Origin of the sequence: Lacimicrobium alkaliphilum, from assembly GCF_002591895.1 — a bacterium.
GTDB classification, from domain to species: domain Bacteria; phylum Pseudomonadota; class Gammaproteobacteria; order Enterobacterales; family Alteromonadaceae; genus Lacimicrobium; species Lacimicrobium alkaliphilum.
The window spans coordinates 87,058-99,978 of sequence record NZ_NISX01000003.1 but is presented as its reverse complement, the minus strand read 5'-3'; the positions used below and the strand labels follow the sequence as shown (position 1 = coordinate 99,978).

The 12,921-nt window shown below is 48.5% G+C and carries 10 protein-coding genes; 4 read left to right on the top strand and 6 right to left on the bottom strand.

Going from position 1 to position 12,921, the window contains the following annotated elements; all coding sequences use genetic code 11:
• Positions 1-42 precede the first annotated feature (42 nt).
• From CDA54_RS03915 to CDA54_RS03905, 3 genes are all read right to left on the bottom strand, one after another.
• Positions 43-1,365, bottom strand: coding sequence for a site-specific integrase (locus CDA54_RS03915; protein WP_099033707.1), 1,323 nt, complete (start codon positions 1,363-1,365; stop codon positions 43-45).
• A gap of 144 nt (positions 1,366-1,509) precedes the next feature.
• Positions 1,510-2,073 carry a single-stranded DNA-binding protein gene (gene ssb / locus CDA54_RS03910; RefSeq protein ID WP_099033706.1) on the bottom strand — a complete coding sequence of 188 codons (564 nt, stop codon included), beginning with the start codon at positions 2,071-2,073 and terminating at the stop codon, positions 1,510-1,512.
• Between the two features lie 58 nt (positions 2,074-2,131).
• Positions 2,132-3,481 carry an MFS transporter gene (locus tag CDA54_RS03905; protein WP_099033861.1) on the bottom strand — a complete coding sequence of 450 codons (1,350 nt, stop codon included), beginning with the start codon at positions 3,479-3,481 and terminating at the stop codon, positions 2,132-2,134.
• Between the two features lie 215 nt (positions 3,482-3,696).
• Here CDA54_RS03905 and uvrA point away from each other — a divergent pair, with 215 nt between their 5' ends.
• From uvrA to CDA54_RS03885, 4 genes are all read left to right on the top strand, one after another.
• Positions 3,697-6,543 (top strand): excinuclease ABC subunit UvrA, encoded by a 2,847-nt coding sequence (uvrA, locus tag CDA54_RS03900; protein ID WP_099033705.1) that lies wholly within the window; start codon positions 3,697-3,699, stop codon positions 6,541-6,543.
• Positions 6,544-6,886: 343 nt separating this feature from the next.
• A complete protein-coding gene (locus CDA54_RS03895; RefSeq protein WP_099033704.1) occupies positions 6,887-7,285 on the top strand; it encodes an acyl-CoA thioesterase in 399 nt (132 codons plus the stop codon).
• Positions 7,286-7,323: 38 nt separating this feature from the next.
• On the top strand, positions 7,324-8,022 hold the full coding sequence (locus CDA54_RS03890; protein ID WP_099033703.1) for a 2OG-Fe(II) oxygenase: 699 nt from the start codon (positions 7,324-7,326) through the stop codon (positions 8,020-8,022).
• 307 nt (positions 8,023-8,329) lie between these two features.
• Entirely contained in the window at positions 8,330-9,565 is a 1,236-nt protein-coding gene (locus tag CDA54_RS03885; RefSeq protein ID WP_099033702.1) for an EAL and HDOD domain-containing protein, read from the top strand.
• A 15-nt stretch (positions 9,566-9,580) separates the two neighbouring features.
• On the opposite strand, the gene CDA54_RS03880 is transcribed toward CDA54_RS03885, so the two are convergent.
• The 3 genes from CDA54_RS03880 to CDA54_RS03870 all read right to left on the bottom strand — a co-directional run bounded on the left by CDA54_RS03880 (position 9,581) and on the right by CDA54_RS03870 (position 12,645).
• The gene (locus CDA54_RS03880) at positions 9,581-10,048 is read right to left on the bottom strand and encodes a DUF3299 domain-containing protein (RefSeq protein ID WP_099033701.1); all 468 of its coding nucleotides are present in this window, start codon (positions 10,046-10,048) and stop codon (positions 9,581-9,583) included.
• Positions 10,049-10,118: 70 nt separating this feature from the next.
• On the bottom strand, positions 10,119-10,667 hold the full coding sequence (gene ppa, locus CDA54_RS03875; protein ID WP_099033700.1) for an inorganic diphosphatase: 549 nt from the start codon (positions 10,665-10,667) through the stop codon (positions 10,119-10,121).
• Between the two features lie 160 nt (positions 10,668-10,827).
• Complete coding sequence (locus CDA54_RS03870; protein WP_099033699.1) at positions 10,828-12,645, bottom strand: DUF885 domain-containing protein; 1,818 nt, start codon at positions 12,643-12,645, stop codon at positions 10,828-10,830.
• Between the last annotated feature and the right edge of the window lie 276 nt (positions 12,646-12,921).

Below are 12,921 nucleotides of genomic sequence, written 5' to 3'. Positions count from 1 at the left end.
TAATTACTACTTTGACGAGGCTTTGATCTGGGTAACTGCGTGTTATTCGCTCTCATTGTCAATTCCCTTTGGAGTTAAATTAGATTGAAGTTCCATGTCGCTCCGCATCAAAAGATCAGCCTTCTCGCGTATGTGCCGGCGATTGTATATGTGAGCTGAATTCTCAGACGCCCAGCCATTAAGCTCCATTCTACTTTTGATTTCCTGAGATTCAGTTATGAGGCTTCTGCCCTCAGCAATTGCTTGCTCCTTGTTCCGCGCGACTGCTTCGTTGTTCGCATCAGTTCTAACTGAAATCTTGTAGTTAAAATTGTGACGGAAACCGTGGCGCGTAATGCCTTGATAGAGCTCAGGCCTTTTCATCGTAGCAGCCCTGAGAATTCGGTCTTTAAAGTTAGAGTTTGAGATGGGATGGCCCTGATATTTGCCCTTCTTATGAGTCACAAAAATATAAGGATGTTTAGTTGCAAACGGAATTTTTGAACGAACATCAAGAATGTAGCTACGCAGCCGGCGAAGTAGGTTGTTTTCAATAAAAATACTTCGTTCAAGGGTTTTGGCAACAGGCTGTCTAGCCCTCCAATCATCGACAGTGTCGTGCCGTCGAACAATGCTAATTCTGTTATTTATGAAATCAATGTCGTCAATTCTTAACCCAAGCAATTCTCCGGAACGGCACCCTGTGGCGTATAGCAACTCGAAAATTAAGGAGTTTCTAAATCGAATGCCGGGGTTCTTAAAAGGGTTATCTGGATTTTTTTCGTTCACAAACTCCATGAAACTCTCAAATATTTCAATCGGTGGAGCTTCAAAATTGGCCCTCGACTTATGTTTTGAGACTTTTTTCCTTTGAGCTTTAATTAATTCGATAAAGCGGTCTATTTCTTGACATTTCTGTGCGTAGTCGCTTCTCCTTCGCATTACGCACCTTGCTGTGAATTTAAGGAAGTCGGCGATATGTGTTAACCGAATTGCATAATGTGTTTTGCTGACTCGTGGCAACGTTTTCCGACCCGCTGGAAAAAGCTGTTCAAGCCTGGCGACATTTCCGTCAGATTTTAATCTGTGCATCCTGCGTACGCTTTTCGTTTGGACTAAGCAATGATCGCGGAGGGAGTAGACGTCATCATTGTCCGGCAGCTGCCCATTAATTAGTTCCCATATAATGTCTCGCTGCTCGACTTCTTCCCACAGCTTGAAGTGCATAATATTGCGGATGATATTCTCGATAGCATTAGCAGTATGGGAAGTTCGAAGTTGAACTGTAACGTAAAGCGTTACCCAAAAGTCAGGTATGCCGTCGTCATCGATAAGGGCTGGATATCGCTCTCCTGATTGGAAAAGTAGATGGGTAAGCTTCGACATAACCTTGTCTCATAGTTAACATAAAATAAATGTAGACAACATAGAGGTAACAAGTCAACAAGATTTTTTTAGCACTGAAAGCGAGAAGCCCCAACTAATGGGGCTTCTCAACTCTATAGTTAACAAAACACAAAAACGTGTTCGTTAGAAGGGAATATCATCATCGAAATCAAAATCCGGTTCAGGCATTGAGCCGGGCTGATTCTGAGGTTGTTGTTGAGGTTTAGGCTGGCCCTGTCCACCACCCTGATTAGCCTGATTGGGGTACTGCTGATACTGAGGCTGTTGCGCGGGTTGTTGCTGCGGCGCCTGATTGTAATTTCCTGCCGGGGCATTGCCTCTGGGGGCACCGCCACCTGCGCCACCACCGAGCATCTGCATAACACCGTTGAAGGGGTCCAGCACGATTTCAGTGGTGTATTTGTCCTGACCCTGTTGATCCTGCCATTTACGTGTTTGCAGCTTACCTTCCACATAGATCTGGCTGCCTTTGCGCAGATATTCACCTGCGATCTCAGCGAGTTTTCCGAACAGTACTACTTTGTGCCACTCGGTCTTTTCCTGGATCTGGCCGCTCTGATCTTTCCAGCTCTCTGATGTGGCAATGCTCAGATTGGCTACCGCTTTGCCGTTTGCGGTGTAACGTACTTCCGGATCCTGGCCCAGATTGCCTACCAGAATAACTTTGTTGATGCCTCTGCTCGCCATGTTTGCTCCTTACAGTTGCCGGTTCCAGCGTTAATTATAGTTGTCCGGCTTAGAATACTTAATTTGATGGACTGATGATGTGTCTTGCCTGTTGCAGGTTAAAGGCCCGGCTGTCGACTTTCAGGTATACCGCCTTCTCCCCCTCAACCCAGGTAATATCGGTGACGCCAGCCAGTTGTCTGAGTTGTTCTACATATTGACCGGCTGCTGCCCCGTCCGCATCCAGCGCTAGTGTATACCTTTTGGCATGAGTGGCGCCAGCGGCAAGGCCGCGAATCAGCATAATCCAGATCAAACAGAGCAGTAAAGCCAGTGTATAAACCCAGCTTGTGTTCAGATACTGACTGATGGCACCTGAAAGCATACCCCCGGCAAAGGCACCTAAAAATTGTGCGCTGGCGTAGGCACCCATGGCCGAGCCCTTTCTGCCTGCCGGTGCAAGGGTAGAAACCATGGCCGGCAAATTGGCCTCAAGATAATTAAAGCCGGTAAAAAACAGCCAGCAGAGTATTATCAAACCCGCTACACCGGTATCCAGTATCAGGCCGGCAAAACTGATCGCCATCAGCAGTATCGACAGCATCAGTACCCGCTGCTGTCCCAGCAGCTTACCCAATCGCATCAGTACGATCAGACCCAGTACTGAGGCGGTTAATATCGGTAAATAAAGTTGCCAGTGTTGACTGAGAAGCCAGCCCTGATCCACTAATCGGGTAGGTAGCTGGATAAACAGCAGGGTGATCAATAAATGCAAAAGAAACACACTGATATTCAGCTTTATCAGTGGGCCCTGGCTTAGCAGTGCTCCCAATTCAGAGAGTCTGGGAAGGGTATCGCCGCTTGGAGCCAGATTACGGGCCGTTGGCACCACAAATAACACCAATGGAATACAGGCCAGCGCCAGTAATGCGGTGACGAAAAATATTCCCTGTAAGCCATGTGTTTGCGCCAGCAGTGGCCCCAGTAACAGCGCCAGATAAAAAGAAAAGCCAATAGCGATGCCAATAATAGCCATAACCTTGGCCCTTTGGTTTTCACGGCTGATATCCCCGGCCAGTGCCATCACAGCACCGGCAATGGCGCCGCCGCCCTGTAATATCCGGCCTATAACCACCCACAGCAGGCTGTCTGCCATGGCCGCAACGAGACTGCCAAGAGCAAACAGCAACAGCCCTGCAATAATCACCGGCTTGCGTCCGAGGCGATCAGAGAGCACGCCCATAGGAATTTGCAGCAGTGCCTGGGTCAGACCATAGCCACCAATTGCCAGGCCAACCATAACAGGAGAATAATCAGGATACTCAATCGCCAGCACTGCTAATACAGGCATCACCATAAACAGGCCAAGCATGCGCATTACATAGACAATGGCCAGGGCACTGGCTCCACGAATTTCGGTATTGTTCAAAATAACCCGTCGAAAGTCAGATAAATCAAAGTGGTAATAAGGCAACAGGGTGCCGGTTTTCAGGCTGCGCAGTTTAGCATAGGCTGGAAATTTCGACAGCATCCACAGCAATCAGATCTGTACATTGATCTGGCTTAAATCTGAACTTTTATTCGTGAGTCGGGGGAGGTATATGCGACAATAGGGGTTTCATTCTGCTACCAGGTGTCTTTTTTGTGGATAAGATAGAAGTTCGTGGGGCCCGTACCCACAATCTGAAGAATATCAATCTCACCCTGCCCCGTGACAAGCTGATCGTGATTACCGGTCTTTCTGGTTCTGGTAAGTCTTCTCTGGCTTTCGATACCCTGTATGCAGAGGGGCAACGGCGTTATGTGGAATCCCTCTCCGCCTATGCCCGTCAGTTTCTGTCGATGATGGAAAAGCCCGATGTAGATCATATTGAAGGCTTGTCGCCCGCTATTTCCATTGAACAAAAATCGACTTCTCACAATCCCCGTTCTACTGTGGGCACAATCACCGAAATCTATGATTACCTGCGTTTGCTGTTTGCACGGGTGGGTGAGCCCCGTTGCCCGGATCATAAAGTACCACTGGACGCGCAGACCATCAGCCAGATGGTAGACAAAGTGCTGGCGATGCCCGAGGGCAGCAAACTGATGTTGCTGGCGCCAGTGGTACAGGATCGCAAGGGTGAACATATCAAAATTCTGGAAAATCTGGCCGCCCAGGGTTTTATTCGTGCCCGTATTGACGGTGAAGTCTGCGATCTTTCTGACCCACCCACACTGGATCTGCACAAGAAGCACCGAATTGAAGTGGTGGTGGACCGTTTTAAAGTGCGCGAGGATCTGCAACTGCGTTTGTCAGAGTCATTTGAGACCGCTCTGAATCTGTCAGGGGGCACTGCTAAAGTAGCCTGGATGGATGATGCCGGCAGGGAGGAGGTGGTGTTTTCCGCTAACTTTGCCTGCCCCCATTGCGGCTACTCCATGGCTGAGCTGGAACCCAGGATGTTCTCCTTCAACAACCCGGCAGGGGCCTGTCAGACCTGTGATGGTCTCGGTACCAAGCAGTTTTTTGACCCCTCTAAACTGATCCACAATGATGAGCTTAGTCTGGCTGGTGGCGTTATCCGTGGCTGGGACAAGCGCAGTTACTACTATTTTCAGATGTTACAGGCGGTGGCCGATCACTATCAGTTTGATCTGACGAAACCCTTCCGAGAGCTGGACAAAGCGCATCGTGATATCGTGCTTTATGGCAGTCAGGGGACATCAATCAAGTTTCGTTATATCAATGATCGCGGTGATGTGATGGAGCGCAAGCATCCCTTTGAGGGCATCATCCCGAATATGCAACGTCGTTATCGTGAGACCGAATCGAACGCCGTGCGTGAGGAGCTGGCCAAATACCTCAGCCAGCAGCATTGTGACAGCTGTGGCGGCAGTCGTTTGCGCCTGGAAGCCAGAAATGTCTTTATTGGTGATACCCGCCTGCCTGATGTGACTGAAATGTCTATTGCAGACAGCCTGGAGTATTTTCTGCAACTGAGCCTCAGCGGTCAGCGCGCGCAGATAGCGGACAAGATTCTGAAAGAAATTAACGACAGACTGCGGTTTCTGGTTAATGTGGGGCTGAACTACCTGTCACTGTCCCGCAGCGCCGATACCTTATCAGGGGGCGAGGCTCAGCGCATTCGTCTGGCCAGCCAGATTGGTGCCGGGTTGGTGGGCGTAATGTATGTACTTGATGAACCCTCTATCGGCCTGCACCAACGGGATAATGAACGTTTGCTCAGCACCCTGGTGCATTTGCGCGATCTCGGTAATACGGTGATTGTGGTGGAGCATGATGAAGATGCCATCCGTGCTGCCGATCATATTCTCGATATCGGCCCTGGTGCCGGTGTTCACGGCGGCGAAATAGTCGCTCAGGGTAATCTTGAAGATATTATAAACAGTGAGCGCTCGCTAACGGGTAAGTATCTGTCCGGGGAAGAAAAAATCGCAGTTCCCGCGCAGCGCCATGCAAACAAAGAGGATAAATGGCTGGAGCTTGAAGGCGCATCGGGCAACAACCTGAAGGACGTCAATCTGCGTCTGCCCATCGGTCTGATGACCTGTGTGACCGGTGTTTCTGGTTCCGGAAAATCGACATTGATCAATGACACTCTGTATGTGCTGGCTCATAAGGAGCTTAATAAGGCTACACTCGGTGAGCCTTCTCCTCACAAAAGCATCAGTGGTCTGGAACACCTGGATAAGGTGGTGGATATAGACCAGAGCCCTATCGGCAGGACGCCGCGCTCTAATCCGGCCACCTATGCGGGGTTATTCACACCGATTCGTGAGCTTTTTGCCGGTACCCAGGAAGCCCGCTCACGAGGTTATAAGCCGGGGCGATTCAGCTTTAATGTTAAAGGCGGACGCTGTGAAGCCTGCCAGGGTGACGGCGTGATCAAAGTGGAGATGCATTTTCTGCCTGATGTGTATGTACCCTGTGATGTATGTAAAGGTAAGCGTTACAACCGTGAAACTCTGGAAGTGAAGTATAAGAGTAAGAGTATTCATGAAGTGTTAGAAATGACCGTCGAAGAAGCGCGCGAGTTTTTCGACGTGATCCCTTCACTTGCCCGTAAATTACAAACTCTGATGGATGTGGGCTTGTCTTACATTCGTTTAGGACAAAGCGCCACAACCTTGTCAGGCGGGGAAGCGCAGCGGGTTAAATTGTCCCGTGAACTGTCCAAACGCGATACGGGGCAGACTCTGTACATTCTTGATGAGCCCACTACGGGGCTGCATTTTCACGATATTCGCCAGTTACTGGAAGTATTGCACCGATTGCGGGATCACGGTAATACGGTAGTGGTGATAGAACATAACCTGGATGTGATCAAAACCGCCGACTGGCTGGTTGATCTGGGGCCTGAAGGCGGCTCCGGCGGAGGCCAGATTGTTGCTGAAGGAACACCAGAGCAGGTAGCAGCGACAGAAGCTTCTCACACGGGGCATTTCTTGAAGCCTTTGCTGAAAGATATTTCAACCGTGAAAAATTAATTCACCACAGAGGCACAACAGAACACGGAGTTAATTAAGGGATTTCCGGGTTGCGCTGCATCCGGGCTAGAGTTCGGCGTGACCCGTAACAAGCGAAGCGGATTAGGGGAGTGGGTTGATTTCACCGCAAAGACGCTGAGGGTCTGGAGATTTAAAAATGGAAGTCTGCGTTCTTTGCGATCTCAGCGACTCTGCGGTAAGAAAATATTAGCCTGTAGTTTGTGGTTATAAAAATAACAACAGGAGATTTGTAGGGCCCAATTTATTGGGCTTTTATGGTTAGTCTGTGGCGTTGTTGGTCGAATAATTTGACCCTACCGTTCATATTAATATTGGAGTGATTATGCTAAGTGAAACATTTAAGGTCAGGTTTTACGAAACAGACGCGCTTAAGCATGTGAGCAATACAGTGCTGGCAGGCTGGTTTGAAGCCGCCAGAGACCCCGTGTTTCGTATTTTTACGCCCGATGCAGATTTGGATAACTGGCCGCTGATTCTGGCCAGCTACAAGATTGATTTTTTGCGTCAGATCTATTTTGGTCATGAGGTGGAGATACGCACCGGCATTCAGCGCGTCGGCAACAGTTCTTTTGAAGTGATACAACAAGTCTGGCAGCAGGGAGAAAAAGCGGCTGAGGGCATCACTACACTGGTCCATTTTGATTATCATCAGCAAAAGTCAGCGCCCATACCAGAAGATGTAAGTAAGCAGCTACAAACCTTATTAATAAGTGAGGAGTGAGGTCTGAGGTGTGAAGAGGATGGCGGGAGGAGTATAAAGTGAGCCAGTTTATTGAAGTGATTGATAACGCCTTACCTGAAGATCTGTGTAAGGCGCTAATTCAACAAGTGGATAACAGTCCCAATCGCCAGCCAGGCCGCACAGGTGGTGGCGTTGACACCAGCAAGAAAGTCAGCGAAGACGTGTCAATCTGTGCCAACAGTGAATTTTCTTCACTGTTGCCTGAAGTGCTGGAGTGCACCACGTCTCATCTGGTGGACTATTTTGCCAAATATTATTTTGCGTTAATCGGCCCGATTGGTCTGACGCTCAGGCATCCGCAAAGTGGTGAGCCGGTTAAGATTACACAGGACAATTTCGACGAGGTGGCGCGGCCCAATCTGCAGAGTCTGGTGCAATACCTGTTTCGCATGGGAGATATTAACGCGCAGAAATACCCTGCCAGCAAAGGTGGTTACCCGTACTGGCATTCTGAGGTGTACCCGCAATCACCTCAGAATGAGGCACTGCATCGTATTTTGCTGTTTATGTATTATCTCAATGATGTGGAAGACGGCGGGGAAACAGAATTTTATTATCAGAACAAAACGATTCGCCCAAAACGGGGGCGAATGGTGATAGCGCCAGCCTATTTTACCCATACCCACAGGGGCAATGTGACCCGCAGCAACGATAAATACATTCTTACCTCCTGGGTGCTGTTCAACCGTGCAGAACAGCTTTACAGAGGGGCGTAATACCAATCCGCACAGATAGTCGTTTTTTCAGACCTTAAAGCTGACGGTTGTTCATGAAAGGTTTTTTATTCATCACATAGCCCCTGACAGTAAGCTTATTATTAACGAGTTCAAAAACTTACATTAACTAAAACTAGGTCAGGCTGTGATATCTGTCCAATACTTTTTAGTCTCCTCCAGACAACGCCCTTTCTGGGCTGTTTGCCGAAATGATCACAACTGCTGGCTTTTCAGTGCAAACTTCCCGACTTCACATTAATCTGAATACTGGGCCTAGTCGTACTAAGTTCTTTTTGAGGGGCAGACCATGAATTATCACTACCTTGCACGGCAACCTATTCTGGATAGCCAAGAACGCACGTATGGCTACGAACTTCTTTATCGTGATTCGGAGCAAAACGCCTTTCCGGCTGGTCTGGATGACGAGAAAGCTTCCAGTCGGTTGTTTTACGAGAGTTTGCTATTCGACGGGACAGAAAAAATCACTGAAGACAAAAAAGCGTTTGTTAACATTTCCGCAGTGTCTTTATTGCAAAAAATCCCGGATATTCTGCCCCCCGGGAATCTTGTCATAGAAATTGTCGAGCGAAGTCTGGTCAATGAGGGGGTTGTAGAGGTTATTAAAGCCCTTCACGCAAAAGGCTATGTATTTGCTTTGGATGACTATGATGGGAAGAGTCAATGGGATGTGTTGGAGCCATATATGCATTATGTAAAGGTAGAGATTCAGAATTCTCCGCTTGAGACAGCCCGTCATATTGAACTGGTGCGATCGCGGTTTCCGACTGCTCAGATAATCGTAGAACGAGTCGAGACCTATGACGATTTCGATTCTGCAAAACTTTGTGGCGCAGATTATTTTCAGGGGTATTTTTTTGCCCGTCCTGAAATGATGCAAAAAATTAATCTTAATCCTGCGCAGATGACAGTTGTGCAGCTGATGGCACTTGCAACGGGTGATTCCCTCGATTATCAGCGGGTGAGTGATGTACTTAAAAAGGATATCGGTCTGGCCAGCCGCGTGTTAAGGCTAGCCAATATCGCCTGTAAAACACGTAAACAAGAAATTGTATCGATCAAAAGTGCGGCAACATTTCTCGGAGAGCAGGCGCTTAGGAAGTTTATTGTTATTGTATCTGTAAGTCAGTTAACCACCCATAAACCTTTTGAGTTGATGCGTCTGGCACTGACCAGGGCACTTTTCATGCAGCTACTCGGTGAGCACTTTATGCCGAAGCGCAGCGACACTTTGTTCCTGCTCGGGTTACTGTCGCTACTGGATGCAATGTTGAGTATCAGCACAGATGAAGTGATTGATACGCTGCACCTTAACCCTGAGTTTGCGACGGCTCTGAGGGCTTATGAGGGAGAACTGGGAAACATTTTGTCAATAGTGACGTGTATTGAAACCAACGACTGGTCAGCCATCACATCACAGCCATTATTTAATTATGATAATGGCCAGGATCCGGATGTATTTTCCATTAACTATCAGCAGGCTTGTGATTATGCCGATGAGCTACTTAAAGAATTACAATTATAGCCTGAACAATACAGGCTAGCCGTCGTAAGGTTCTACTTTGGTTCCCTGCATCGTGTATCCGACAGTGGCAATGTCTCCCTTCCAGCCTTCGGTCGACAACGTTCCGGTCAACCATATTGCATCAAAAAGGTTCTCTACCGGTGCACCAGCAGGAAATTTCACATGTACGATCTGATTCGGCGGAGGTGGCGGGACGTGGATACAGGCGCCGAAAAAGGGTACCAGTAAAAATTCAGTGAGTTTCTCTTCGTCTCCCTCCAGCGGCACCACAAAGCCGGGAATTCTGACTCTGCTGCCATTTAAAGCCTCAACAACCGGTGCGTCCAGACTTTGCTGCGTCATGTCGTTATTGGCTTCATGATCTACCAGCTGTTCCGGCAATTGATAATCCTCCGGGATCAAATCTTCCCAGAACAGTTCGAGGGGTTCTTCGGCAAAGGCGAGCATGGGTAACAAGGCGAGTGCAATAATCCACTTTTTCATCAGAAGTCTCCGTGGTGACTGAGAGAAGAAAAAAGGCCAGCATCAGCTGACCTCCTGGTTGTTTCTCAGTTTAGAAGGCCGGCTTGTCCGGTGCGTCATTGTATCGTTTTACGCTATCGGTAATCTCTTTCTTGGCCGCAGTGCTGTCTTCCCACCCCTGGATCTTGACCCATTTGTTAGGCTCCAGATCTTTATAATGGGCGAAGAAGTGCTCGATTTGCTTTTTCAGCAACTCATCCACCTGATCGATTTCGCTGATACCACGATAAATAGTAGACAGCTTGTCTGCAGGGACGGCCAGTACCTTGGCATCTTCACCTGCTTCATCGGTCATTTTCAGTACCCCAACCGGGCGGCAGCGGATCACACAACCGGGCAGCAGAGCGAAAGGGGTCATGACCAGTACATCCACCGGATCGCCATCATCAGACAAGGTGTGCGGCACATACCCATAGTTGGTGGGGTAGTGCATGCAGGATGACATAAAACGGTCCACAAAAATGGCGCCGGAATCTTTATCAACTTCGTATTTGACCGGGTCAGAGTGGGCCGGGATTTCGATGATGACATTGATTTCTTCAGGTAGATTGCTGCCTGATGGTACGTCGTTCAGACTCATTAAGGATTCCTTTTTGGTTAGCTAACGGGAAATGCCGGGGATTATACGGTTTTTGACCACAAATGGCATCCTGCCTTAGTCGATAAATTAGTACTGATGCAGATGGGTTGGTACTAATAAAAAGGCCGCAAAAGCGGCCCTGATTTTGTTGTAACCTGAGTTAAGGCGAAGCCACCCATTCTTTGATTTTTCTTTCGAGCAAAGGCAAAGGCAAAGGGCCGTCCAGCAAAATCAGACTATGGAAGGTCTTGATATCGAAGCGATCACCAAGCTGAGCTTCCGCATAGTCACGTAGTTCCTGGATCTTCAGTTGCCCGGTTTTATACGACAGCGCCTGGCCGGGCATAATCATATATCGCTCTACTTCGGATTCCACGTCAGAGCGCGCCATTGTGGAGTTGGCAAGCATATAGTCAATGGCCTGCTCGCGGCTCCAGCCCTTGGCATGAATGCCGGTATCGACAACCAGGCGCATGGCGCGGAACAGCTCGGCATCAAGTTTGCCATAATATTGGTACGGGTCAGTAAAGAAGCCAAGCTCTTTACCCAGACTCTCTGCATATAACGCCCAGCCTTCGGCATAGGCTGTATAGAAAGTCTGACTACGAATCCGGGGCAACCCTTCAATTTCCTGTTGCAAACTAATCTGGAAATGATGTCCCGGTGAGGCTTCGTGAATTGACAGGGTTTCTACGCCGTATTTAGGTTGGCCCTTAAGGTTATAGGTATTGGCAAAGAAGACTCCGGGTCGGGAGCCATCTTTTGCTGGCGGAATATAGGACGCCCCCGGTGCCGATTTTGCTTGCGCAGGGGGATAAGGCCTGACCATATAATCTGCCTTTGGAATCTTACTGAACAGGGTCTCCAGCCTTGGTGCCATACGTGCTTTTACCGCTTCATAAGCGGCAAGAATCTCTTCTTCTGAGTCAAAATAGAACTGCGGATCGGTTTTCAGGAACTCAAAGAATTCTTCCAGGCTACCTTCAAAGCCGGTTTCACTGGCCACACCACGCATTTCATTATGCACCCTTGCCACTTCACTAAGACCTGTCTGATGAATCGTATCGGCACCCAGCTCCAGCGTGGTATTGGTTTTGATCATAAATTCATACCAGCTTTTGCCGTTTGGCAGTGCACCGTAGCCATGGCTGTCGCGGGCAGCAGGCAGATATTCCTGTTGCAGAAAAGTATGCAGGCGGGCAAAAGCGGGTGTCAGTCGTTCGTCTACCAATTCCAGATAAGCGCTGTGCAGACGCTGATAGTCTTCTTCGCTGAGTTTGTCTTTGGCCTGGTTCAGAGGTGTAAAGAGGTCGCTCTGAGTGGCATCATCGTGCAGCAATGCCTGTATCTGTGGCAGCATGGATTCCACTACCGGGCGTGGCTGCACCACATTCATTTCGATACCCTTGCGCATATTGGTAACGGCCTGATCCAGCCAGATTACAAAACCGTCGGCCCGTTGCAGGAAGTTGTCGAAATCTTTGGCGTTATTAAAAGGCTGAGCGCTTACACCGCCGCCAAGCTGCATAAAAAAGTTATGCGGGCTGAAAATAAACTGGTTCAGTGGCAGCAGTTCAAAAGGATAAGCGCTGCCCTCAAGTTGTTGTTCAAGGTTGCCCTTGAAAATATCATAGGTGTACAGTTCCTGGCCTTTGAGGCTGGCGCGATCAATTTGCTCAACGGCGGTCAGATATTTGCGGGAAATCGCTTCGCCCTCTGCAATAAACTCTGCTGATAAGCTGTTAGGCCACAGATGATTAAAGCGATTATCTCCTAAGAACAGCGCATTAATCGGCTCCCTGGGTAAGGTTTCTTCAATATACTGATCAGTCAGAGCGACCAGACGGGCATCAGCGGTTCTGGCCTCGGCCATAATCCCGGCCAGCTTAGAATCGACGGCAGTGGTGTTGACTGAGCTGGTGCTGCAAGCCTGCAGCAGGCTTGCGCAAACAGCCAGGGTAATCAGTGATTTTTTCATTATTGGTCTCTTATTCTGTGGTATTTATTTCCCGTTTGCCAGATTAGCAAAGAATCCGGGGTTGATTTGCTATTTAAGTGTTAACGAATATGACAAGTGGTTTTTAACAAGCCCGTTAAGGCATTTAATCCGGCTGTGAGCAGTTGGGGTAGAAAAATTGCCGTATTTTTCATCAATCAGTTGCTGACAGATCAGCATATGGCGTTTATAGTGGTTTTGCGTAATGCAAAAAAACTAGATAAAACAACGGGGTAAAGCCGCGTTTTTAAAGTTGTA

What these genes read in the sequence shown, in the direction of transcription:
- CDA54_RS03915 (WP_099033707.1), bottom strand. Translation starts at nt 1,365, where the DNA reads ATGTCGAAGCTTACCCATCTACTTTTCCAATCAGGAGAGCGATATCCA.
- ssb (WP_099033706.1), bottom strand. Translation starts at nt 2,073, where the DNA reads ATGGCGAGCAGAGGCATCAACAAAGTTATTCTGGTAGGCAATCTGGGC.
- CDA54_RS03895 (WP_099033704.1), top strand. Translation starts at nt 6,887, where the DNA reads ATGCTAAGTGAAACATTTAAGGTCAGGTTTTACGAAACAGACGCGCTT.
- CDA54_RS03885 (WP_099033702.1), top strand. Translation starts at nt 8,330, where the DNA reads ATGAATTATCACTACCTTGCACGGCAACCTATTCTGGATAGCCAAGAA.
- CDA54_RS03880 (WP_099033701.1), bottom strand. Translation starts at nt 10,048, where the DNA reads ATGAAAAAGTGGATTATTGCACTCGCCTTGTTACCCATGCTCGCCTTT.
- ppa (WP_099033700.1), bottom strand. Translation starts at nt 10,667, where the DNA reads ATGAGTCTGAACGACGTACCATCAGGCAGCAATCTACCTGAAGAAATC.
- CDA54_RS03870 (WP_099033699.1), bottom strand. Translation starts at nt 12,645, where the DNA reads ATGAAAAAATCACTGATTACCCTGGCTGTTTGCGCAAGCCTGCTGCAG.